This is a genomic window from Winogradskyella wichelsiae (assembly GCF_013403925.1).
Taxonomy (GTDB): domain Bacteria; phylum Bacteroidota; class Bacteroidia; order Flavobacteriales; family Flavobacteriaceae; genus Winogradskyella; species Winogradskyella wichelsiae.
In genome coordinates, this window is the sequence record NZ_JABFDJ010000004.1 from 42,404 (window position 1) to 68,469 (window position 26,066).

Genomic DNA, 26,066 nt, shown 5'->3' on the forward strand with positions numbered 1-26,066 from the left:
GCACATGTCTGCGATTTTTAAAGAAAAAATAGTACCAAAATTAAAGTTAGAATCATTAGCCCCACCTGAAGTAAAAGCAATGCTTCAAGTTTTAGAGATAATGGACGCTACAGATACCGATGTTTACAGAAATACTGTAAACAGTAGTAAACACGAAGGTGTAACTGATGAATTCACAGAAAACACAGCGCAACACCTCTATTTTCACCCTAAGGTTTTTGCCAATGAACAGGAAGGTTTAGAGCTTATTGGGTCTTGGTACCCACTATTACAAAAAGGATTATTTCCTGATGAAAAAAGCACGAATAAGCTCGTCGAGTTTTTAAATTTTAGTCTAAGTTATTTACAAACCGATGCCGTTTCTGAAGATTTAAAAACACAAATTTTTCAGGTTTTAAAAATGCTCGTACAAAGTGAATCGGAAGCCTCTCTTCCTATCGCCCGCTTTTTAATCGACCGGATTTTTGATATTCGAGATGTATTGAGTTCCGATTTTTTAATTCAGTTTTGTATTAGATATCAAATTTTAAACGAAACATATTCCGTTGTCCAGTCAGATAAAACGATTACTAAATTTCCGTTCAAAATAAACAACGATTTTGTTCAGTATTTTTTTGAGAATGATTGGAGTAAATTCATCACTCAATTTCATCGTATATTACCCGTCGGTCGCGTATACGTTACTGGTGCTTACGATTTAATGCTGCCTTGGTTTACCACTGATTTAGCAGCCTATTATTATAATAGCTTAGAAGTTATTTATGAAGCACATAAAGCGATAAAAGAACGCTTGATTTTTGGAGACGTTAAAAGTTTAGAATTACTTAATTTAAAAACGGCTGAAGGTTTCTACCCATTAATTGCTGCTTTAGGTCCTAAAGTTTGGGATGCTGGCGATACCTTATTATTTAATAATCGTGATAAAAACATACCACAAGAACAATTAGACGTTTGCTATTTAAGATTTATAGATTGGTTAACTGCCGATGGCGGAAGTAATTTTTATACGGAAGCTTTTAAAGATTATGGCAAACTCATTTTCACAGAAAATACAGCAGAAGCACTTCCGCTGCAATGCATTCCGTTTTGGTTTAATACATGCCATCCAGAAACAGGTATTAAAAACCAAACAGAAACATACAATACCATTTTTTCAGATCTATTGATTGAAGAACGCCAAGGCAAACTTCCTATAATGCGTTTTGATCACAAGGGTTTTCAAATGACGGGTGAATTTTTAATTAAAAACGTTTTTCAAACTAAAGATAACTTAAAGGGGTTCCTTCATGGTTTTACTAAAGAAAGTATTAAAAATCCATTAAATCAGTTTTTAGTTCGTACGTTTTACGATGCTCGCGAGGAATTATTTAATTTATACAACGCAGAACAACAAGAGATTTTACAATTGTATTTGTTAGAAATGGCCTATTCTACCAGAGATGTTAGAGATGATATTAGAAAACAAAACTTGCCTTTAATCACAAAAACGCTCATTACGTTATGTGCGGAACCAGGAAATTATTCTCGTGTAAACGAAATTGGCGCTCTTAAAAGTATTGATGCTTGTGTGGCCAAAATTTGTAACACGTTTGCTGGCGGACATTATATCAATGAAGCGCGTCCGTTAGAACTAAATATAATTCAAGCGTGGTTTAATTATTTAGGCGATTTTTATTACAGTTCTAGACAAGAAGCCGTTTGGGTTTCTAATCTTTTAACAACCCAAGGCGTAAGGACAGCTACCTATTTTAATGATCGTGAAGATGACCTTAGTTATTTTTTAGATAAGGCGATCAATCGTATCATCACTTTTCATAAAAAATGTAAAATTAAAGCTTCTGAAAATGTCGCTTTAGCTGAAATTTCAACAGAAATTGAAGTGTATTTAACCGACTTTTTAGGGGCGTTAAAAAAAGATAAACTAAACGTAAACACCACTAAATATCTTTCTGATTATAGTCAAAGTACAATAGCCGATTTTAATGATCAAACAGAATTAGTAACTGCTATTAAAGCTTTTTATAATTTTCATTTTAAAGAAGAAACAACCACAGAAACACCCACAGCTGTTAATAACTCTCAAACCATTACAATTGAAATGGAAGTTACAGAAATTAACCAAAAATATGTAGATGCTGTACTTCATAATCTAGAACATTATAGTGAAACTGGAAGTTACGACACCGAACTTTTACAGCCTTTGGATGAAAAAATAGAAGAATTTAAAACCTGGTTACTTGATGATGAAACAGGAATGCAAGTACGGATGGGGCAAGCACTTTATATGACTTTACTAAACACCAATTTAGCGCCAGGAACAGCACAAGAAACCTACGGAAATCTTTGCCGAAGTTTATTTGTACACTTAGTAAAAGGTACTCAAATGGCAGCTTCATATGGCATGGGATTACAGGCAATGGCAAAATCTGGAGCCTATTCAGAAGATTTAACGACGGCTTTATTACAAGTCGTTGATGATTTAAACGCTTAGAAAATGACACAAGAGATCACACCCGAAATACAAGACCAATTAAATTTATCGGCCTTGATTTTAAAGAAAAATTATAAAAACGCAGATTTAACAAGTTGGTCTGGTTTCGATTTAGAAAACCAAATGCATGTAAAGCAAGCCAAACGCCTTTTAAGTTTATTTGGCATAAAATCTGGTTTGCACTTACGCAATAGTTTACAACGCTATGAAAACGGACAAATGGTATCTCATAATTTTGAAAAATTGGCTTCAGAGTTTCGTATGATTACCACAACCGATTTTGATGCCAAATATAATGCCGAAGAAAGCCCAAGAACCAAAGGCATTTATAAAATGGTATGGAAATACCGCTTTAGTCTAAAAAAAGAAAAACTTATGGGGTACGAAATGGCCTTTTATATTTTTCAAATGCGTTTAGGTCACGTATTAGGTTTTATGGATACAGATGAAATGATTTTACGTTTAGAAGAAGCTAATGACACTATAAAATCGACCTTTTCTAGTTGGAGTGATTTTCATCGTAACGTATGTTTAGGAGACGAATACGCTTTGGGAGCAACAGAACAAGATGTGAGTAAATTTCCAGGAACAGCGACGCTTTGGGACTGCTACCAACGTTTACATATAGAACATGCCGACTGGTTTAAAACATGGAAAAAATGAGTTTAACAAGAAGAGAAGTTATAAAACAAATTGAGCATGCAGAAGCACTTTATAAAGCTAACCTTTATGCGCCTTTACAATCTGTAATAAGCAATATTCAAGAAAATTTTGACGTATTAGGAGATAACAATCTTGCCGATAATGCCAGATATTATCGTATTTACATGCTTTATCTTGGTGCTTTTGAAGAAATGAATATGGACGTTATGGAGTCTTATTTACAAGCTTTAATAGATATAAATGAAGTATTACCTTCCGATTACGAATATGTTTGTAGTTACTATAAAGAGTGTAAAGAATGGGTATATGAAACGGCATTAATGACGTATTCATATAATGAAACCTTACATATCCATTACGCGTTAAAACTTCAAGAAGACAAACGATTTGAAGAAGCTATTATCACACTTAAATATGTTTTAGAATGTTATCCTGCGTTAACAGAAGCACGTTTATTACTTTGGGATATTCAATCGGCTCAGTTAGAACAGTTATGCGCATCTTCCGAAGAAGCAGATTGTTTTGAATTATTAGATTTAGCATCGGCTACCCATAATAAAACGGTTCTAAAAGGCTTACAATTAGATGATCGTTTAGATCAAGCTGGTAAAAACCTAGCAATGATACAAGTCGAGATTTGGTCAAAATGGTCGGCAGAAATAAAAAAGCTATGGGATAAAGAATGGAAACATTTCGATTTAACAGATCACACACGCTTATTATTAGCTGATTTTGCTAAGAATTTTATGAGATATGATTTTGTATCTCAAATAGTAGCAACACCGCCTGAACCGGAATTTCCAGAGGAAAACTACAGCAATTTTGAGGAGTATCAAACCTATATGAAAGCCTTAGCAAACTCAGGTTGGCAATCGGCACAGCATCAATATGTGTTGATAGGAAATGCAGGATATTATCATACAAAACACAAACCAACTATTGAGGCTTGTGTAGAACGCGGTTTAGCTTTAAACCCTAAAAACCCGTTACTTCATGTTCTAAAAGCAAAATCTTATTTCCTTGACAAAGACTATAACCAAACAGGAGTTGCCTACCACGAGGCTTTTAGAAACGGATTAAGAATGAGTGAATATTTACAATATTTACTAGAGGTTAATGGTAGAATAGAAAGCTGGCAAGGTATTTTAGATATCGTTGTACAGTTTCATCGCAGAGAAACACCAACGCTTAAAACCTTATTTTTTCAAGCACGAGCATTATTTAGATTACATAGATTTGATGAAGCGCTAGAGGTGATTAATGAAGCGCTTGCAGATTTTCCGTTACCAAAACATTCTTTTGCGCCTTGGTTGTATAATTTACGAATGAATATTCATAGAATAAACCATAATTACACGGCCTTTTTTGAAGATATGCAAGAAGAAATCAACTTTTATGAGGATGATGATTCGGATTATTTTAGTACAATGAATATGTGTATTGAAGTACTTGTAGAAATGGGAGATTACGAAGAATGCCATAAATACGCCATTTATAATTTTGAGCAAGAGCAGTTACCGACAGAATTAAAACCTGTTTTTCAATGGATTTGTTATTATACGTTTTTAGAACACCCAGAAGAATTAGGTAAAGCCACTGCCGATGATTTAATAGATAACCCAACAACATTCAGTGAGTACAGAAATAACGGATTCATTCAATGGATGTTAAGAGATAATACTGCTGGGGCAGAATCTTTAAAAATGGCAGCAGAGCTTTCAACTAACAAAGCCTGTTATTTAAAATTAGCCTTAGATTGTTTAACAGCAGGTTTTGATAATAAAACAACTATTGCCCTTTGTGAAACCATCAAAAAAGAGGTGCCAGAAGCCAGAGATTGGCAACTAGATTTTGATTATGCCAATACTTTACAACAAGATAAAAGATATAAAGATGCTAAAATTGCGTATAAAAATCTATTGCAAAGTTATCCTAAAAAAACATTTATTAATTTCCCAAAAGACCAATATCATGTCATGTTAAGAGCTATAAAAAACATGGATAAAGGTTTGGATAATGTAGAAGATTACACAAAATACAATGCCATGTATTTAAGTAAAGACAATCCGTCTGAAACGGCCCTATTAGAGCATTTAGAAATTGCACAAAAACATCATAAAGAGGATATCTTTCTTCAACATAATTTACTAGAAAGCATTTCTAAACGAAATATAGAATTTGAAAACGGAGAGCTAGAAATGTTAAATGAAATGAAAACTAGAATAAGAGCAGACTATTTCGTTTAAAAGTCATTAATTTCGCTCGTCAAATGAAAATTCACTCAAAATATAACCTACTTATTTTATTCTTTTTTTTGAACGTATTTAATGTCGTTGTTGCACAAACAACACAGAATACATCAAAAATAGACTCACTTTCTATTGTTTACAGCAATAATCTATATAAAAGCCCACAAGTCGCTAAAAAAGCAGCTTTAAAATGGTTAGAACAGAGTAAAGCTTTAGAAATGGACTTACAAGTGGCTCGCGCCTTGTATGCTTTAGGAAATTTAGGAAATATTTCAGGCGATTATAAAAGTACTATAACGTACACTACCGAAGCAATTACCTTACTTAAAGCTGTTAAAGTTGAAAAAGGATTAGCAGCTTGCTATAATATATTAGCCTTAGGCTACAAAAACCTAGGGCAATATCCTGAAGCTATGGATAGTTTTATTCAGTGTTTAAATTATGCTAAACTAACAAAGAATAAAGTACAAGAATCCAATGCCTATCAAAATATAGCAACACTTTATTTACTTCAAAAAGAATATAAAAAAGCCGCAGAAAACTTAGATCGTGCAGCAAATCTTTACAGAGAGTTGGGCGATGATGATGGGGTACTTACTACCTTATTTAATTTTGCTAATATTTTAAAAGAAGAAGGGAAATTTGACCAAGCAAGAGAACATTACCAAACGGTTTTAGGCTACAGAGAAAAAGAAGGTAATAAAGCCGTAATTGCTTATGTTAATATTAACCTTTCGCAAATGCTTGTTGAAGAAGGCCGTTGTAAAGAAGCAGTGATTGCTTTACGCAAAACAATGTCGCTTTTAGAAGCCCTTAAATTTAATTCAGATCTTGTTATTGTATTAAATGATTTAGGATTATGCGAAAGTAAATTAGGACATAGAAAAGAAGCTATTGCAGCCTTTGTAAAAGCCTTATCTATAGGCCAAAACCAATCGCTTCAGCTTTATAATTCTGATATTTATAAAAATTTAGCACAACTTTACGAAGAAGATGGCGATTACGAAAATGCTTTAAAATTTTATCAAAAAGGGGTTATTACTGGAGAAGAACAAAACTCACTAGACAAAGAAAAATATGTCGCTAACATTCAAGAACGTTACGAAACCGAATTAAAGGAAACCCGCATTCAACTTTTAGAAAAAGAGCAAAAATTAAGTGATGCCGAGTTGCAAAAAGTAGAGCTGACTGTAAAACGACAAAAATTAATTAGAAATGTGCTTATTGCTGGGTTTGGCCTAGTGTTACTAACCTTAATAATTTTAAGACTTTTCTATATTCAACGTTTGCGTGTGCAAAAAGAATTAAGCCTACAACAGGAAGAAAATGCCAAGCAAAAGATTAGTGAAATGATGAAGGATCATAAACTATCTGTTATTGAGCGTTACCAAGAAGGCCAGGATGAAGAACGCTCTAGATTAGCACGAGAAATACATGATGGCATAGGAAGTGATTTAGCAGGAATAAAAATAGCTTTTGAACATTATGTTGAAAGTAATCACGATCAATCACAATCAAATAGAATAGCAAAAGCTATAAGTAGTGCTTGTGTAGATGTACGTAGTCTTTCTCATCAACTACATCCTCTCTCTTTCTCGAAAATAGGATTTACCAGTTTCTTAAATGATTTTATTGATCAAATCTCAACAAAATCACCTATCGAAATTCAGACCTTCTTTTTTCCTGAAGAAGAAATCGATCAATTACCAGAATTACTTCTTGCAGATGCTTATCGTATTGTGCAAGAACTTATAAATAATATTTTAAAACATGCAGAGGCTACACATGCAGACGTACAATTGACCAAGCATGAAGACCATTTAAATATTGTAATAAATGACAATGGTAAAGGCTTTAAAAAGAATAAAAAACAAGGTATAGGACTTCGTAATATTAAAGAACGTTTACACAAAGTTGAAGGTGATTTAGATATTGATAGTAGTCCTGGTAACGGAACATCGATTACCATAAATATTCCTATAATTTAAAGATTTTGAAGAAAACAAACATCATTATAGCAGACGATCATCTTATGTTTTTAGAAGGCATAAATACCATATTAAGCGATATGGAAGAAATTGGTGAGATACATTTAGCTACCGAAGGCAAACAAGTAATTAGATTACTCAATCAGTTTGAAATTGGTTTAATTATAAGTGATATTAGTATGCCAAAAATGGACGGCATAGAGTTACTTACCGAGATTAAGAAAAAACATACGAGTGTAAAAATTATAATGCTGAGTATGCTAGATAACCACAGAACGGTACATAAAGTCATTCAGAAAGGTGCAGATGGATTTGTACCTAAATTTACGAGTAAAGAAGAGTTACAAAAAGCAGTGCTTACCGTTTTAGGTAATGAACAATATTTTTCAGAATTGATTAAGCAACGTTATATGGAAAGTGTTTTTGAACGTAAAAAGTATAAAAACATAGAACTTTCGCCTCGTGAAAAAGAAGTATTAGCGCTTTTGGCAGATGAGCTAACGTCTAAAGAAATTTCAGAAAAGTTATTTATTTCTGTTAATACCGTAGAGACACACCGAAAAAATATTCTTTTAAAAACAGGCTCTAAAACCACAACCGGAGCTGTAAAATACGCTATAGAATCTGGATTATTTGATTAATATAAAAACGGCTTGAATACCACTTTCAAGCCGCTTTTATTTACACTAAAAGATCATTTATTTTGTTCTTATCCCCTCTGCTTCTACCGTCTTTATTAATTGTCTTAGTTCTTCAACGTAAGAATCTTTATCATTTTCTTCTGTTAGCAATTCTCCTCGATAAATAAATTTGGTATCTAAATCAAAATAGACAACATAAATTCCGGTCTGTGGATTTCTCCATTTCTCTTTTCTATTATTTACAATTCTTTTATCTTCTAAATATTGTATCCAAGCACCTCTAGACAAAGAAGATTTATCCATATAAATTTTGCTGCTTTCAGTAATTTTAAAATAAGGGTATGGTATTTCTATTTTTGCCTGTATATTTTTTAGAATCATTGTTTTTAAAGTTTCAAAACCCACTGCTTTTTCGGACAATAACATTGGGTTAGCTTGCCATTTACTATCTTCAACTTCTAGCGGAATGATCATAAAACCTTCTGGATGACTCGCTGTTCTAATCCGTAAACTAAATTGATATGCAGAATCTAACTCTTCTATAGATTGACTTAACCGATCTATAAAACGTGCCACGATAGCTTCTAGTTCATTTGGTTTTACATCTGCCTTAAAATTTAAATCAATAATTTCTGTAGAAAAATGTATTTCAGGAATTTCATTTTTAAAATCGGCTTTAACAGCTTGTCTCGCTTCATAGCGCTTTACGGCACCTTTATATAAATCGTCAACAGTCATTGAATCTACAGTAGGGTACATTGGCAAGCTGTCGTTTTCTAATATGTTTTTTAGATTAAGATGTGTATAAAATTCAATTTCAGGGATGTCCTTATCATAGATAAGCATACCATACATATTAGGATCCATAGTTGCTGCATTGAAAAACAAGCTTAAATCACTAAAGGTAAGTCTTCCTTTATATTTTTTTTGTAAATATTCTTCTAAATTAGCAGCAGCTTTCTTTTTAGGAATTCCGATGTAATTTGCACAGCCTGCAACAATAAGTCCTATAATTAGAATACAAATAATACTTATAATTGTAATTTTCATCCTTTCTTTGTTTAAAAAATAAATGTAGCATAACACGCGTAGCAAATACTCACGGAATTCAGTGAGTTTGCACATTCCCTTAATAGTGGTGTTTTTACTATTAATACATCCTATACCTTTGAGACATTAATAAAACTAAAAACCACATATTATGGGATTACAGGAAAAAAGAGCTGCAAAATCAATAGAAGACCAATATTTAGGAAATTACCAAAAAGAAATTAATGAGATTGTTGGTAAAGAATTACCAATAAATATCAATTGGGATACCTTTGAAATGGATTTTATTAAATTTGTACCAAGTGTATGTTTACAACGCCTTACAGACGGACTAAAATTAGTTTGCAAAGACGACATGGGAAAAGAAGCTGTCGCAGAAAGTATAAACGCTATTGAAGTCTATTGCATCCCAAACGAAGGTGCTGAAGCTAAAAAAGAATTAAAATTAGAAGATGGCGTATTTTCATTAACAGCATGTTGGGGAGGGCACCACAGTGGTTATTTTATAGATTTAACCATTCGTGAGTATTTAGAAAACAACTTATAGAATTATATTTTTTTTATAACGTCTAAGTATCAATACAAAAAGGGAAAACGTAATACGCTTTCCCTTTTTGTATACTTCAATATTTTTTGATATCTGAAATAAAAAAGCCTTTAAGATTTATCTCTTAAAGGCTTTTTTTATTGTAATATGTTGTGCTTAATTTAGTTTTACATCATTTAAAACGACACCTGTTAATATCGCACTAAAGTAATAATCTTGAGACTGTACATTGTTCTCTGAAAATGACTGACTGTAATTATGAATTATAGCATTATCAAATACAAAACTAACAACAGGTTCTTCTTGGTTTTGATAATAAATTTTCAAACTACCTGACCAATCGCCTGGTTTATGAGATAACCATTCTAAAAATAGCGTGCTCATCTCGTTCCTCATAGCGCCAGATAAATTTACATCTACCCCTCTTTCTTGTTCTTCGTTTGGATAGTATGTAGACGAAAAGCTATAATCACATTGCGAAAGCTTAAATAGCTCTTCTTTATGTTCGTCTTTTTTAATTCTTAATTCTATACGCTGAATTACATTTAATTCTTTCATATCATTCGTGTTTTTACAATTGCTTTTCTATTTGTGTTTGTAATTCTTTTGCCTTCGGGAAGCTTTTTAAACCTTTAGATGTATCTACAGTAATCGAAAGTACATCTTTTTCTAAACTTGATTTATTTTCGCTACCTAAATTAAAATTTATTGTTGAAATAGATTCTGAAAATGCTTCTTTTGCTAAATTATCAGCTGCTATACTAGAAAGCGTTTCTTTTAATAACGAAACTATTTTTAAAGCATAAAATTTATCAAGATCTTCGGGAGTACCTTCATGGATATAAACTATAGAAATTTCTTTTTCTAAAACTGCTTTAACTTCTAATTCTAACGCTTTTATATCTTTTTTAAGTTGAAGTACAGTAGGAATTTCATCTGCGCTTGGTACGAAAGGAATTTTCCCATCCGATAAAAGGTAACCATACTTATTAATGTTACTCAAAGAGATCGAAGAAATTGAATTTACTTCTATATATTGAAATTGTGCATCACGATCATAAATATCACATAATAAAACAACTTTCTTTTCGGCATCATGATTTACAAAAAAACCAGAAGCACTACCTGAATGTGTAGATATTGAAACTTTAGGCATACGAGGTCTATCTTCTTTTCTTTCTATGTCTGCTATTTCTTGAACTATCTTTAAAACGGCATTAGTATCTAATACTGGTAATTGTAACATTGTTTTAAAATCCATAATTGTATTTTTTTATTTTATACAAAGTTGGAGTAATAGCGTTAAATATTTCTAACTGTTTTCAGGGATATTGTAAACATGTAGAAATTAAAAGTGTTTTAGAAAGAACGAAATATTAATAAAAAACTTAAAACACACTTAAATCTTAACATTTAGAAAACAATTATTAAATAAATTAATTTTTTAATCAAAAGTGTTAAAATTAAATATTCAATGTCAAGATCATTTAAGTTAAAATACTTAAATTAGTACTACATAAAATAGTCCATTAAAACACACCCTATGTTGTTAATAAATAGTAACCCTGAGTTAGCCACAGAAATCCCTCTTTGGCCCTCAATTCCTTTTTTTATAATCTTATTAGCAATAGCCGTCGGACCATTAATTGCTGAGCATTGGTGGGAAAATAATAAGAACAAATTAATTATTTCTACAGTGCTGAGTGTACCTACAATATACTATCTAGTACACATGGATCTCACTGAACATTTAAAGCATCAGATATTGGGAGATTACCTGCCTTTTATTGTGCTATTAACATCTTTATTTGTGATTACAGGCGGTATACACCTAAGTGGAGATATAAAAGCAAAACCAAAAGTAAATACCTTTTTTTTAGGAATTGGATTTCTTCTCGCCTCTTTTATGGGAACTACTGGTGCTGCCATGTTATTAATTCGACCTGTTATAAATATTAACAAACAAAGACAATTTAGTGTACATACTATTCTATTTTTTATAGCTGCAGTAGCCAATTGTGGTGGGCTTTTAACTCCGCTTGGAGATCCTCCATTACTTATGCTATATTTAAGAGGCGCTAGTTTTACTTGGTTTTTTAGTTTATTACCAGAATGGGCTTTTGTAGGTGTATTATTGCTTACAGCTTATTATTTTATTGACGCTTACTATTATAAAAAAGAACCTGCAGCAAACTTATCTGCTGATGCAACCGAAATAAAACCTATACGTATTACAGGTGCTATTAATTTCATTTTTTTACTAGGTGTTGTTTTTTCTGTAGCCTTTATTAATCATGATGTAATTCCTGAAATGGGTGAAGAAAATGCTCCCTATTGGCTTAAGCATTTAAGAGAAATTGTTTTAATAGCATTAACAGCACTTGCTTACTTTACAACACCAAATAAAATACGAGAAAGTAACAAATTTTCTTGGGGACCTATTGTAGAAGTTGCTGTTGTATTCATTGGTATATTTATTACTATGACACCAACCCTAATATTTCTAAGTCAACACGCCCCAAATATGGGACTTACTGATCCTTGGCACTACTATTATGCTACAGGTTTTCTTAGTGCCTTTTTAGATAATACACCAACGGCTGTAGCTTTTCATAGTGTAGCTTCAAGCATTCCTTATGCTGATAGTATTCCATTGGTTGCTAATGTAGCAGAAAGTATTCTAAGTGCTATAGCGACAAGTGCTGTTTTCTTTGGTGCATTAACCTACATTGGTAATGGACCTAATTTTATGGTAAAATCTATTGCCGAAGATCATAAGATTAAAATGCCCAGCTTTTTTGGGTATATGATTAAATTCTCATTAATTATTTTATTACCTATATATATACTTACGCAACTTATATTTATGTAGTAGTGATTATAATGCAGAACGTTTATAAAAAAAAGCTCCTATTTTTCATATGAGCTTTTTTTATCTATTTAAGTGAATTAATATTAAATCAATAAAAATCGAATTATTCTTGAAGTAACAACAAAATTTGAATAATCTATCTAAAACTTTAATAATCTATTACGGTGTATTCCGATGGTTATCTTTGAAGAAGAAGTTGCATTGTTTTTTAAGTCCTTGTGAAATTAAATATAGTATATAGAACCACAAACTATATGATATAGAAAGGAACCCTATTCTAAATAATGAGATGATCATTACATAAAATGGGTTCCTAATCAATTTCAGTTCTTAAGTGATACAAAAACTAATAAGCTATAAAACTTTTAGGGAAAGCTTATAACACTAATTAGACTTTAGTAATCGCTTAGTAATACTACCTTTAGTCGTTTTTACATTTACCAAATATACTCCTGGTGATAAATCACTAACATTAATCTCATCATTAGGGTTCTTAACAGTTTTAACGTCTTGACCAGTTAAAGTATAAATAGTAACAGCTATTACGTTAGCATCACTGTGTACTGAAAAGCTATTTTTGGTTGGGTTTGGGTATAATTGAATTGGGGTATCATTTAATATTTCAGAATTAACGGATAAGGTTTCTAAATCAATATCATATTTTATTAAACCTAAATCGTGTACTCCCAAATAAACACTTACTGCATCTTCAGTAAAAATAAATGCAGAAGACTCTGTAAAAGGATAGTTTAACCTCCCTGGTGATATTTCAGTCCAAGTACCTCCTAAGTCCGTGCTGATGATAATTTTTGCTTTGGCCACTGGCAACGGCACGTTAAATCCATCAGAGTAATGTGTAACTCCTACTATGGTATTCTCTGTAACAGATGAAAAGGCAACGTTATCCGTAAATTCTGTTGAAATAGAAACCCAAGAATCTCCTTTGTCTTCAGATAAATAGATACCTGCAGTAGTAGATAACAACAACTGATTTGCATTTAAAGGGTTTTGCTCTATATCGACTATTAAATGATCACCAACTTCTAAAGCTTCTAAACCAACAGTACTTATATTCCAAGTGGCACCATCATCAGTCGATTTATAAAAATCAACACCTTGTGCAATGAAAATAGTAGTTGCAGCATCACTATCTACTTGTACTGCCGTTATAACCTCGCCTAAATCAGGGACAGCAATATTCTCATCAATAATATTATCCAAATCGGTTAAATCTACTTTATGTACTTCTATACCTGTAGATATCCAACTAATATTTGGGTTGGCAATAGATGTAGATACGTCCTCTAAAATTAAGAAGAACATTGAACTCGCAATCAATTTTAAATCTGCACCATGTGCTGAACTCACGTTAATATATGATGTATTCGATGATCTATTACCGATAAATACACGACCAGGTACAACAGGATCAGCAAACACTTTTACACCAGATCCAAATCCTTGAGTTAACGATTGAAGAAAATAGCCTTCTTCAGTATCATTTTGTAAATCTTTATGCATGTAACCTAAACGCATACCGTGATAAACGTGATTTTCGCTCTCAGAAGAGAAAGCGGCAATAGTTCCTGTTGAATTAATAAAAGGGTTTTCTAATTTACTAAGCGTTAAACCTCCATCTGTCGTTAAGAATGGATAAAAATTAGTTGTAATTAAGAGTTCATTAGCCACAAAAGGATTATAAGATGCTGCTAGACCATAGTAATAGGCTTCTGGATCTATTTCGCTATAAACATAGTTTTCCCAAGTAGCTCCATTATCTGAAGACACAACCATTTCATTTTCTTCTAAAACGATGATTTCATTAGCATTGGTTGGGTTAAACTCAATCTTATTAATATTATCAGTAGACATTGTGGTCCACGTAATAGGTACAATGGCCCAAGTAGATCCGCCATCTAAAGAACGGTATAAGTTTTCTATATGAGTGTCGTAACCATAACCCGTTCCCAATAATATATCATTTGAATTATCTGGGTTAAAAGCTATAGCATCATAAGTGTTTCCTGGTATTTTATTTTCCCAAGTTTGTCCTGCATCTAAGGAAACAAAGACTCCACCTAACTCTCTAGTTGTAGAACCACCTCGCATAAGAAATAGCTTGTTATCATCACTAGGAGAAATACTTACATTGTTTACAGCAACATGATCGTTAATAGTACTAAAATAAACAGAGCTCCAGTTTAAACCACCATTAGAAGTATAAAACACCTCATGAGTATAGGCACCTGCCAAAGAATAGGTCGTATGCATTAACACCACATCATTATTAGAATTTGAAATATCATAGGATTCAATTAAAATATCAAATTCATATGAGTTTGGTGGTGAAAACGTCTGCACAATAGAAGCTGTAGCTAAATCAAATATGATTATCTTGTTGTAATCAGTACCTTCTGCTCTAACATTAAAACTTAATGCAGCCCCTTCATTAATAAGTTTAAGATCTAATAATCTTGCATAATTATCTAAAGGGTCTGAATACAAAACAGTCCAAGTATCACCACCATCCGTAGACGTTACAATATGATTCGTTAAGGTAAGCGCATAAATGACATCTTCTTGCGTTTTACTATAAGTAACATCAAGTAATTGTCCATAAGCGTTTGCTCCTTCAAATTCAATTTGAGCAGTGGCTTTGATTGAAATAATAACGCTTAAGAAAAAAAATAGTAAAGTAATTCGTTGTTTCATAATATCTTGTATTTAAGTTAGGGCGATAAATATAGATACAACGAATCGTTAGCACCCTATTTTAAGCGTGACATTCCGTGACACTACTGTTCTTTTAGTGTGACACAGAAATTATATCATGGATAAATAGTTATGAAGTGTAGTGTTACCGGGAATATTTAACTTATTAGAAAGTCGCTCCTTACGTTTCCTGCAAGATTGCGGTGTAATGTTTAAAAGCGATGCAATTTCTTTATTTGATAAATTCATGTATAAATAAGTGATATACCGAATATCACTTGGCGTCAGTTTATCATGTTTATGCTTCAGCCTATCTAAAAACCCTTGATTAATTTCTTCAAAGTGCGTAAAAAAACTATCCCATTGGGTATCTGTTTTAAGGTGATTCTTTAACTCTCGTATCTGTTTTTTTAATTCAAGGTTTTCCACAATCTCTGTATTCTGAGATAGCGACTGTAGCACTTCTTCGATTAAATCATTCTTACTAGACAAATACAAAGCTTTAGCGGTAAGTTTTCTATTTTTAACTTCTAATTCGTTTTTAAAACGTTCTTGTTCCAATAGCGCTAAAGTTTCTTGTTCATGCAATTGTTTTTGAATAAGCAAATAATCGCTTTTCTCTTTAGCTAACTCTAATTCTACAATGGTTTTCCGTTGTTTATGTTTTATGGAATTACTTCTAAAAATCCACAAGATAAACCCCATACTGAGTAATGTGATTCCGATGATACTATAAAAGAAGCGTCGCTCTTGCTTTAAGACTTCTTTACTTTCAGAAAGTTCATGTTGATAATTTTGAATTTGAAACTTTACTTTTTCAGTTTCAAACAGTTTACTATTTCTAATATCGGCTAGCGAATCCGAAGCAATAATTACAGAATCTTTATAAACTAGAGCCTTTTCGAGTTGTCCTTTTTTACCATATAAATTAGACAAATAGCTATAGACTTCTTCTCTATTCTCAACGCCTGGTTGCGTATTCCGAGCTTCAATACCATAATAAAGCGCTTTATCTAAACGGTTTTGATCTTCATTAATTTGTGCTAAAACCAATAGAATAAAAACTCTATTTTCTACTTGTGATATATCTTGAAACTTGGGTAATAAATTGAGAGCAATGTCTTCAGATTTGGCATATTGTTTTTTTAAGAGAAACATTTCAGACTGCGCCATCTTTCCTGTTACTAAAACTTTAGGCTCATTCTTCAATAAAGGTAAGGCCTCCTCAATATAAATTTGAGCCGAATCAGGAGCTTTCATTTTATTAGACACCAAAGCCAAATTCACCGCATAATAGCCCACTTTGACCTCATCTCCTACTAATTTTGCCTTTTGGTACGCTTTAAAGAAATAATTCTTAGCCTGTAATAAATCTTCTTCTTGAAAATAAAGAATACCAATATTATTAAGCACCGTCATTTCCTGTCGAGAATCTAAATGTTCAATGGCAACTTCATAGGCTTTTAAGTAATATAAAACAGCTTCACCATAATCTGAAAGAAAATAATAATTAGAACCTATGTTTAACGTGGATCTAAAAACTTGTTCATACCATTGATTTTTTTTTGCTAATGCTTCTGTAGTGATTAATAACTCAATAGACTGAGAATGTTCTTTTTGAAACATCAACTCAATACCTTTATCTATCTGGTCATCTAAAGCTTTTGGAGAATCAACTTGAGAGTAACTAGCTATTGTAATCAATAAAACAATAAGCTTTATATATAAATGTAGTTTTGTAAGCATTAAATCTTAGCCTTTTCAAGGCTAAATGTAACTAAAATTTGAGGAATACTGAATTAAAACCTTTTGAACAATATAGATAATGGTTATCTTAATATTAAATTTTAATACTAAACGCTACAATTATTCTAGGCATTAACTCCAGACTCTAATATCTCTATTTGAAAAATTCATTTATTCTATCTCCTACTTAAAAAATTTGAAAGGCGACCTACTTTCAACACAACATGTAATTCTTCAATATTGACATAAAAATGAAATGTTTATAGGCTACGGATGTAGTACAAATAGTAAGTAAATAATTATCGTTTTCTAAAAAATATTTTCACTAATAAACCCTTTTCTACTGTTTGTTCTGAACTAAAAAAAACTTTATAATATACAAATTTTGATAATCTCATTAAAGATTGGAAAGCATCGTATAACTATTCTATCTTCGCTTTTTTTTAGTCTCTTACTTTTTTTGAAATACCAATGACATTCGGAATCCTCCAAAATTGATTGTTGTTATCATTTTCATTGAAGCCCGTTTCATAACTTCCCATTTTTTCTACAGTTGTTTTGTTATGATTGAAGTAAAAAGAGGCTTCTGGTCCGCCTTCTAAGTACATTAAATTATGTAGGTTTAATGAAGATTTAGAGAGTATATCAATAAAATCGTGCACCGAATATGGCGACCGAGAAAAAATAAAAAGGACATTATCTTCTTTATCCTTGCCTATAACCACCATACTCCATTTTTTACTTTGCTTACTCCATCTATTTTTTTGGTTACAATCCATCATCCTAATAGATTGTGAGAATGAATTGTATTGTGTTTTTAATACGTCCCAATCTTGACAGGTTAAATCAATGATTTGAAATTCTGGAACACTATCCGTTTTTCTATTAAAAGCAGCAACAGTATTATCGCTATTTAATCTTCCATTGTTTACGAAGTTAAAATTCTTCATATAGCCAATATTTGTAGCATGGTCTGCCATATACATGCCTGCATTTATTACAGCAATTTGATTTTCTTGCTTAGACCAGTCCTTAGCTGTTTTAGAGCTACCTCCTTTTTCTTTGGCACTCAACAAATTGAAATCATATAATTTAGAAGAGATTTTTAAAACATCTATTTTACTATCACTATGACTCGACTTTATTGGCGCATTACATGTTGTATAATACAAACCTTCATCAATTTCTTTCCAAATTATTTCACCTTCAATAAACTTACTCGACAAAAGCAGACATCCTATTATTACAGCAACAACGACATATAAAACATTTTTCATCTTATTAATTATTATATAATTCAACTTTATTATTATCTGTAATTGATGTGCTTTGACTTAGAAATTAAACCCTATTAATTATATTCTTTTTCAGAGATTATTTTATCGTTTTTGTATTCTATCTCTTTTTCAATTTTCCCGTTTAATTTAAAGTATTTCCATAAACCAGTTCTTTCATCCTTTGCATATAAACCTTCACTATACACATTACCAGCGGCATTGTAACTTTTATAAATACCATTCTTTTTACCATCTACAAAAGTGGTCGTATTTTGAAGCATTTGGTCACTTGTATAAGCGGTCCAAACACCAGTTTGATAACCAATTTTATATTGTCCTTCTAATGTTAAATCGCCTGTTATAGAATATTTTTTGTAAATACCATCCTTGTAACCATCTTTAGAATCTACAATTTCTTTTTTATTTCCGTTGGCATAAAAATTAGTTTCAGATTTTAAATAACCTTCTGCATATTTCTTTTCACTCAACAAAATACTTGAAGAATCAAAATACATACTAACACCATCTAACTTACCATCTTTATAGGTTTCTTCCGACGCTAATTTGCCGTTAACATGGTAATCTTTCATTACATAATCTTTGGCTGCTGTGTATTCTTTCTCCCAAATCATACGACCATCTTCAGTCTTCTGTGACCAAGAACCTGTTGGTTTGTCATTTTTGTAAAACGTGGTTTCAATTAATTTTGTTCCTAATCTTGCATCCTTTAAATGCACCACCCATTTCCCTTCTTTTAAATCATTTTTATAAGATTCTGTTCTCTGTAAGTCTCCTTTTTTATTATAGGTTTTCCATTCGCCTTCCTTTAAACCATCCTGATACTTAAAGTCTTCGTTTATGCTTCCATCTGAATAATAAGAAATGCTTTTTCCGTTAGCTTGCCCTTTATCATTAAAAGTCATTTCTTGTTCTATGTTTCCAGACATATCGAAATCCTTCTTGACACCTATCATTTTACCGTTCTTAAAACTGACTTCGGTATAAGCGCCACTATTCTCAGCAATTTTGTAATCGCCTTCTAAGAATTTATTATCGTTTTTAAATAAAACATCTTTACCAAAACGTTGGGTTTCGACATCATTCCACATTAAATAGGTGTCTTGAGCACTTAATTTTGTTATGGTAATTAAGCAAATTATTAAGATTAACTTATACATCTTTTATCCGTTTAGAAATTTATAATTGATACTGATGTAAAGATATGTGAGTTAAGACAAGAAGTAATTAGCCAATCTATATTCGTTAGCATTGCGTTTATATTAGTAAGATATAATTTGGGTACTCGTTAAATCTAGATATTTACTGATAAAAAAACGAGTTCAATTGCCAACAGTCTTGAATAAAATAAATCATCATTATACTTAAAGACAGGTGTAACGCTTTATTTTAAATGCTACTTTTTACACACTCCAGACTCCTTAAAATGAATTTAAAAATCCGATAATACTAAATAATATGGCTACGTTAAATTGAAAAGCTGAATCGTCATAAAAACGATCGTATTATGAGTGATTATATGAGGCTAGATTACATTAGACAGAATGATGTTTAAGAGTATTAAAACAACCAGAAAAACATAAAAATACATAGGGTTGTAAAAAACATTCTGATGAGAGGATTGCAATCCGTTTTTTCTAGAATTAAGAATTTTAGTTAATATAGCCTCTGAGCTCTCTAAAATTTTCATTTTTTTTATCAAAAAAATAATACCGATTAGTATAAACACCAATGAAAATGAAATAAAAAAATAAAAGAGTATTATTTTAGATTGTTGAACTACAATTGGGGCTATGATAGCTAAACACAATCCGCCTAATAGAGTAAATAGCCCTTTAAGAATTAAAGTTTTATTATTAATATTCACATTTTTTTTACTCATAAACAATGTTGAATTCACCAACTATTTTAAATGTTACAATTTGATATTATATGATTATTCGTCAACTATTATTTTAAATAAAGCCAATCCCCTGAAGACATACGCCCCATAATTGAATCTTTAAATTTATTATTAACAATAAACAACCTCGTATCAATAGTTGGTTTTTTCATGGTATCAAACTCAACGTCGTTATCATTGATGGTTATTCCTATTTTGAGTAAGTTCTTTTTATTATTATACTTAGAATTTATAAGTATTAACCTATCATTTGTAAGCCAACTGTAATTATAATAATCTCCAAAAAAATTATATTTTGACACTTCTGGCTTGCCATGTTTTTTAACTAAATACGCTAACAATTCTTCAAACTCAGCATCACTATCGTCTTCACTTTGAGTAGAAAGGGCTATGAATTCTCCGTTGACACTTTTCATCATATCTATTTTATGAAAACTCATTTGATTAAAATCTGCTATAGAGTCATTTTGAGACCATGAAGTCATATTGTATTGTATACCGATAACTCTGTAAGGATCGTCCAAAATTTCATTATTTCGGTAATTTATGGTATCAATCTGTATATGTTTTATATCCCAAAACTCTACTAATTGATCACCAATCTCTTCCTTAGTTTTTCCGTTTAATATCTCATCTTTTTGCCTTTCAAAGATTTCATATTTTTCAATTTCACCTTCATAAAAATCGGAAACATTAAAACTTAAATTAAAACCTTCTAAGTCTAATTTGTCTTCACCCAATTTAGACTGTTGACATGACGTTAATATTGAGAGTATCATTAAGAAAAAAAAAGTACTTTTCACTTGGGCTTGTTTAAATAGGTTGGCTATAAAAATATAATACTAAGCGCTCAAAGTAAGCAACCAATCTATATTCGTCAGTGATGTCTTGATATTTGCTCCATTAATCTTATGGTAGCCAATTAAATTTTTACCCTTGCCAGTAAACAAATCCCATTTTAAAATTTTCAGAAGTATTTTTTCTATGATATTACGGCTAAAATCACCTTCTACTTTCTAGTAAATCCTAGTACTTAATTAGACCCAACATTTTTTTATACTCAAAGTTTTTATTTAAAAGGCTTAATAATAACTTCTTCCGTAATGCTTTCGTTCTCTTTTGTGTTACAATAAAACAACACCGCTTCAATATCACCATAATAACAGTTATTTATATAATAATGGTATTCAAAGTTAGTATCTGGTAACTGCTCCATGGCTTCCATGAGTTGTGCCTTTGTTGTAATCTCTTCAGTATCTACTTTATTTTGTATGGTTTTTATAATTTCTATAGTTTCTTTTAACTCTTTCATTGAGCTATCACTAAGTACTGGATGACTAGAACTAGAGATCATTTCTAAATTTTTCTTAGACTTATGTATAGCTCCAATTTGTTGTGAATCATCTAAGCTTAAAAATTCAGTGTTTTTTTGGGACACTATAATCTGAACTTTATTTTCTTTGAAACGGACTTCAATACTTTCATCTCCTTCCGTTATTTTTTGATAAGCTTCAGTTATTTTATAGACTTTGAGTTTTGGGTATTCTATAGTCAAAGTCATTTTTAGCTCTACAATCTCTTTGATTGTATCGATTTCGAAACTTAGGTCATTAAACACGATTTCATCTTGTGAGCTAGAACCATCTTTATATGTAATGTTATGAATTGTAGTTTTAAAAGCTATATTAGAATATTCTTGATTAGCAAATAACATCAGGTTTTCAACATTTAAAATTAGCTGAACTATAGAACCATCCATTCCAAAAGATTGCTGAAAAGAGATGTCTTCTGAAATATTAACAATCAATGAGACTGCTTTTGGTTTATCAAATGTAGTCGTCGTCTCAAAACTTTCAGTTGTAAATTTTGGTTCGTCTTGATCATTATCTTCATTACATATAAAACCTCGTTTCCGTGTTTCATTTTCTATAATTGAAGGTGACCTATCTACAAAATCTTTTTGAGTTACTACAAATTCTTCAAAACTACTAGACTTTAAATCATTTATCAACTCTTGTTTAAGTGTTGGTCTTTGTGCATTAATGGTTGTGAAGCCAAAGAAAGCGCATATTATACCTAGTTTAACAACATTACTAAAATTGAGGATTTTATAGACTATGCTGTTTCTGTTCGTATGTTTATTCATAGTATTTTTTACTAGTTTTATCTTTATTTTAACTGATGATATGTAATGGTTTCTTTAGATTGGTCACAGCTGTGTTCTTTAATCTCTATGACGTCATTTTCAAATATTTTAGACTGAACACCACAGTAGGCATCACCTTTCATCGTTGAAGAATAAACAAGAATAGGTGCGTCATTTTTATTTAAAATTAAATAGGCCAAAAGCCTATGTTCTTTCCAGTTTTGAACAATTACCAATTGTTTATTCCCTTTAAAATTATCGGTTATAAAATAATTATCATGTCTGTTTTTTGTGGTATAAGCGTATGGAATTTTATAAGTACTTAAATCTTCTTTTGTTATTTTTTTAGCCTCATGCATTTCATGCATTATCGTAGGGAAATCTACAGTAAACACATTACATGGACTAAACCTTTGGTTTTCGTAATTCTCTATAAGCTTTTTTAATCGCTTGTTTTCTAATTTTAAATCTTGATGAGCCATATAATCTTCTACTATAATCTTATTTATTTCCTCCATTTTACTGCTGTCTTTATGGAAATACATAAATCTTAACTCAACAAGACCTCTGTCTATTAAACTTTTTACAAAGGGTTGAGCATATTCTGGATTGTTTAAAAGTTTAAAATTTTCATGTACATCTTGCAACGTACTCAGCATTTCGCTCTGCCTTTCAGCCTCTAATTCTAGTAATTGAGCTCGTTCTTCAAGTTGATGATTTTTCAAAAAATAAACACCTATTGCTGTGCCTATTAAGACACCAATAGCCAGTATTGTAAATGTTAGTTTATTTTTCATGTTAACAATTGTTTTAAGAGATACAGCTTACATAATTAGGATACTTCACAATATGCTAAAAAAGCAATTGCTTATTATCTACAAATAATTTATAAAACGTTGGTGTGTGGTAATGGTAACATTCACTTGCGTGCATTGTTACAGTGTATAACAACAAGAATATATCTGTGATTTTAAAAATGAATTTCATTTCAATCCTATTTTAAATAAAATTAATGAAATGATGTTGTGACTTAAAGCTCCAATATATATTCGCTAGTATTCATTCTTTTTTTGATGCTTCTTTATGTGATGTAAGAGTTCATTTAGGGTATTTCCTTTTATAAAGTTTTCATTGATACGCATAGTACTGCCATCTAAAAATTTTAATTTTACCTTTCTAAACCGTAAATAGTTACTCCTTTTAGCATAAATAGCCAAAACAAAAAAGGCTTTGTTAGATATTGAAAAATCTACAGGTTTTATTTTAAAACTGACCAATGTACTCAACTTACGTTCTTTTGTAATAAGACCTAAAAAACGATGAATTTTAAAACAATTATCTTCAATCTCGTAGGTTCTAATATTCCAAAGACCAAATAAAACAACTATAACACCTAAAAAACACCACCAAAAACCAACACTTTCTGTTTTAAAGAATTCAATAGATAATCCTATGATTAATAAGATAACTCCAAGAATAATAAGCTCTAACTGAACGTTATAATCTATTTTAGTTTTTACATGCGTTTTGGTGACCTTCATTGATTAATCAAACTCGAGGGTTATATAATGATACTCATTCTTTTCAGGGTTTACTACCTATGCCTCGTTTTTTCTATCACTTTTCCCTTTTCGTTATATAACTTCCAAACGCCTTTCTTTTCTCCTCTTTCGTAGAACTTTTCTTCTTTTATGGTTCCGTTTTCAAAATATAAGATCCACGGACCATCGGATTTAGAAAGCACATATTTTCCTGTTTTTTCAACTTTTCCATTTTCATGATATCTTATTAAAGTGGACGTACGTCCTTCTTTATAACTCACACCAATAAAGCTCTCCTTTAGAATATTACTTGGGTAGTAATACTCGTACTCCTCAAAAGAACCTAAGGCTTCACCATTATTGTAATTTTGTTTTTGTTTTAGCTTGCCATCTCTAATATAATAACTCCAAAGCCCATCTTTTTTATCCGCTTTATAATGGCCTTCTGCTTCTAATTGACCATTATCATAATAGCTTTGATATAATCCTTCCAATTCACTATATTGGTTATAAGTGAGCTTCTTTTTAGTTTTAAACTCTCTTAATTGCCCGTTTTCGAAGAAATCTTTATTTATAGTAGTACCAAAAAAAGATTCATTTTCATTTAATGGATTTAGTAGTTTATCTTCTTGAATTATTATTGAAGATAGTTGCCCTTCATTTCTATAGTAATAGTCAATGCTTTTTGAAGGAAAACAACAATCACCAGAATAAATATCGTCGCTTACAATTTGTCCGGCTTCATTATACTCTTTCCAATTACCACTTTTAACGCCTTCTTTTCTATAACTAACAGATTCTAATTGTCCGCTTTCGTAATATTCTTTTATCTCTCCATGTAAATTTCCTTTTTTATATGAAGCACTGAATTTTAATTGGCCATTTGGGTAATACATCTTTTTAGAACCTTCCTCTCTTAAAGTATTATACGCTGTAACAGACTTTAGGTTTTTACTCTCTTTATAGTATTCCTTTTTGGTGTCGACATGAGATTCTTCATCAGAAAAATCAACTTTTTTTGTCAGTTTTCCTTTGCTGTCAAACGTTTTCCAAATACCAGTTTTAATACCATCTTGGTAAATTCCAGATTGGATAATAATTTTGTTTGAATCCATTTTACCTAAAGCAACAACCTTTTTATAATCTTGTAAATAGGTTGTAAACTGTCCCGTTAATTCTCCTTGTTCATTGTAACTACCTTCTTCTAAAACATAGACTTGTGGATTAGCACCTTCTGTATTATAACCTTCTGGTGTGTATTTAAAAGCACCTACTTTTTCTCCGTTTACATAATTGTATTCATAAAACAACAAACCATCATCATTAAACTTTGCGTGCTTACCATTCTTTATGCCTTTGGTATAATTTATGGTCTCTTTTAATTGACCCTTATAATTATAAAATTCTTGAGTGCCTTCTAACGTGTCATTACGTTTGCGCTCTATTTTCTCTATGCTTTCATCATTATCCTTGTATGTTTTCTCAATGATATCACCTTCTGGAGTGTTTAATATTTTGGTTTCTATATCATTGTAATCACCATCTATTATGGTATACGTTTTCTTTAATTTCCCTGTTTTTAAATCATAACTTTTTAAGGTTCCGTTACCATTTTTTAAAGTTCCGTGATTTAACTTATGACCTTCTTTATCGAAAAATGAAAGTATATTATAAACTTTACCTTCTTTATAATTAGATGATTTATGCAACTGTCCGTTATTAAAAAAAGTTTCTGAAACTCCTGCTTTACGATCATCAATAAAACTTCCGGTATTTGCTATTCTTCCGTTTTCGTGATAATAAATAAAAATGCCATGCGCTTTACCTTTATTAAAATTAAAAGTTCCACTTAATTTCTCTTGCGTATCAAATAACTTCCATTCTCCATGTTTTTGACGTGGTAAAAGCCGACCAAAAAAGTCATATTTATTCTGTTTTAAAAAAGGACCTTTAGCAGATAGTTTTCCTTTTTCATCATAGAGCAATATGTCGCCTACCTCTAATGCGCCTTTAGTAAAAATGGTATCTGTGGTAAATATGGTTTTCTGTCTTATTACATCATTTTTATAATAAAGTAATTCTACTTTTGCTGAACCATAGACTTCATGATCGATAACTTTAGTCTCTGAATGCTGTGCAAAACTCGCTGAGATGCTAAATGCAAACAGTAAAATGAAAAATATATTTTTATTGCTGTTTTTTAATTTCATACGATTCTTTTT

At 31.2% G+C, this 26,066-nt stretch carries 19 protein-coding genes; 7 read left to right on the plus strand and 12 right to left on the minus strand.

Features of this window, described 5'->3' with window-relative positions; all coding sequences use genetic code 11:
- Window positions 1-4: 4 nt before the first annotated feature.
- Genes HM985_RS09380 through HM985_RS09400 form a run of 5 tightly spaced genes read left to right on the plus strand, consistent with a single transcriptional unit; the run spans window position 5 to window position 8,032 of the window.
- Window positions 5-2,491: a hypothetical protein gene (locus HM985_RS09380; RefSeq protein WP_179376019.1), complete on the plus strand. Its 2,487-nt coding sequence runs from the start codon at window positions 5-7 to the stop codon at window positions 2,489-2,491.
- 3 nt (window positions 2,492-2,494) lie between these two features.
- Complete coding sequence (locus tag HM985_RS09385; protein WP_179376020.1) at window positions 2,495-3,154, plus strand: DUF1266 domain-containing protein; 660 nt, start codon at window positions 2,495-2,497, stop codon at window positions 3,152-3,154.
- Window positions 3,151-5,400, plus strand: a complete 2,250-nt coding sequence (locus HM985_RS09390; RefSeq protein WP_179376021.1) for a tetratricopeptide repeat protein — start codon at window positions 3,151-3,153, stop codon at window positions 5,398-5,400. Before HM985_RS09385 ends, HM985_RS09390 begins: the two co-directional genes overlap by 4 nt.
- A gap of 23 nt (window positions 5,401-5,423) precedes the next feature.
- Window positions 5,424-7,391 (plus strand): tetratricopeptide repeat-containing sensor histidine kinase, encoded by a 1,968-nt coding sequence (locus tag HM985_RS09395; protein WP_179376022.1) that lies wholly within the window; start codon window positions 5,424-5,426, stop codon window positions 7,389-7,391.
- A 5-nt stretch (window positions 7,392-7,396) separates the two neighbouring features.
- The gene (locus tag HM985_RS09400; RefSeq protein WP_179376023.1) at window positions 7,397-8,032 is read left to right on the plus strand and encodes a response regulator transcription factor; all 636 of its coding nucleotides are present in this window, start codon (window positions 7,397-7,399) and stop codon (window positions 8,030-8,032) included.
- Between the two features lie 57 nt (window positions 8,033-8,089).
- Here HM985_RS09400 and HM985_RS09405 read toward each other — a convergent pair whose 3' ends face one another.
- On the minus strand, window positions 8,090-9,082 hold the full coding sequence (locus tag HM985_RS09405) for a hypothetical protein (protein WP_179376024.1): 993 nt from the start codon (window positions 9,080-9,082) through the stop codon (window positions 8,090-8,092).
- A 151-nt stretch (window positions 9,083-9,233) separates the two neighbouring features.
- Here HM985_RS09405 and HM985_RS09410 point away from each other — a divergent pair, with 151 nt between their 5' ends.
- The gene (locus HM985_RS09410; RefSeq protein ID WP_173588619.1) at window positions 9,234-9,629 is read left to right on the plus strand and encodes a hypothetical protein; all 396 of its coding nucleotides are present in this window, start codon (window positions 9,234-9,236) and stop codon (window positions 9,627-9,629) included.
- A 156-nt stretch (window positions 9,630-9,785) separates the two neighbouring features.
- Here the strand turns inward: HM985_RS09410 and HM985_RS09415 are convergent, their stop codons facing one another.
- Window positions 9,786-10,187 carry a hypothetical protein gene (locus HM985_RS09415; protein WP_179376025.1) on the minus strand — a complete coding sequence of 134 codons (402 nt, stop codon included), beginning with the start codon at window positions 10,185-10,187 and terminating at the stop codon, window positions 9,786-9,788.
- A gap of 13 nt (window positions 10,188-10,200) precedes the next feature.
- Window positions 10,201-10,890 carry a hypothetical protein gene (locus HM985_RS09420; RefSeq protein WP_179376026.1) on the minus strand — a complete coding sequence of 230 codons (690 nt, stop codon included), beginning with the start codon at window positions 10,888-10,890 and terminating at the stop codon, window positions 10,201-10,203.
- A gap of 282 nt (window positions 10,891-11,172) precedes the next feature.
- On the opposite strand from HM985_RS09420, the gene HM985_RS09425 reads away from it, so the two are divergent.
- On the plus strand, window positions 11,173-12,501 hold the full coding sequence (locus HM985_RS09425) for a sodium:proton antiporter (protein WP_179376027.1): 1,329 nt from the start codon (window positions 11,173-11,175) through the stop codon (window positions 12,499-12,501).
- A 384-nt stretch (window positions 12,502-12,885) separates the two neighbouring features.
- Here the strand turns inward: HM985_RS09425 and HM985_RS09430 are convergent, their stop codons facing one another.
- The 9 genes from HM985_RS09430 to HM985_RS09470 form a co-directional block, all read right to left on the minus strand.
- Window positions 12,886-15,213, minus strand: a complete 2,328-nt coding sequence (locus tag HM985_RS09430) for a T9SS type A sorting domain-containing protein (protein WP_179376028.1) — start codon at window positions 15,211-15,213, stop codon at window positions 12,886-12,888.
- Between the two features lie 111 nt (window positions 15,214-15,324).
- Window positions 15,325-16,959 carry a tetratricopeptide repeat protein gene (locus HM985_RS09435; protein ID WP_179376029.1) on the minus strand — a complete coding sequence of 545 codons (1,635 nt, stop codon included), beginning with the start codon at window positions 16,957-16,959 and terminating at the stop codon, window positions 15,325-15,327.
- 443 nt (window positions 16,960-17,402) lie between these two features.
- Entirely contained in the window at window positions 17,403-18,236 is an 834-nt protein-coding gene (locus HM985_RS09440) for a phosphodiester glycosidase family protein (RefSeq protein WP_179376030.1), read from the minus strand.
- A gap of 74 nt (window positions 18,237-18,310) precedes the next feature.
- Window positions 18,311-19,414 carry a toxin-antitoxin system YwqK family antitoxin gene (locus HM985_RS09445; protein WP_179376031.1) on the minus strand — a complete coding sequence of 368 codons (1,104 nt, stop codon included), beginning with the start codon at window positions 19,412-19,414 and terminating at the stop codon, window positions 18,311-18,313.
- A gap of 790 nt (window positions 19,415-20,204) precedes the next feature.
- Window positions 20,205-20,960: a hypothetical protein gene (locus tag HM985_RS09450; protein WP_179314290.1), complete on the minus strand. Its 756-nt coding sequence runs from the start codon at window positions 20,958-20,960 to the stop codon at window positions 20,205-20,207.
- A gap of 266 nt (window positions 20,961-21,226) precedes the next feature.
- The gene (locus HM985_RS09455) at window positions 21,227-22,303 is read right to left on the minus strand and encodes a hypothetical protein (RefSeq protein ID WP_179376032.1); all 1,077 of its coding nucleotides are present in this window, start codon (window positions 22,301-22,303) and stop codon (window positions 21,227-21,229) included.
- 23 nt (window positions 22,304-22,326) lie between these two features.
- On the minus strand, window positions 22,327-23,100 hold the full coding sequence (gene tssO / locus HM985_RS09460; protein WP_179376033.1) for a type VI secretion system TssO: 774 nt from the start codon (window positions 23,098-23,100) through the stop codon (window positions 22,327-22,329).
- A 255-nt stretch (window positions 23,101-23,355) separates the two neighbouring features.
- Window positions 23,356-23,844 carry a hypothetical protein gene (locus HM985_RS09465; protein ID WP_179376034.1) on the minus strand — a complete coding sequence of 163 codons (489 nt, stop codon included), beginning with the start codon at window positions 23,842-23,844 and terminating at the stop codon, window positions 23,356-23,358.
- Window positions 23,845-23,897: 53 nt separating this feature from the next.
- Entirely contained in the window at window positions 23,898-26,054 is a 2,157-nt protein-coding gene (locus HM985_RS09470; protein ID WP_179376035.1) for a toxin-antitoxin system YwqK family antitoxin, read from the minus strand.
- Between the last annotated feature and the right edge of the window lie 12 nt (window positions 26,055-26,066).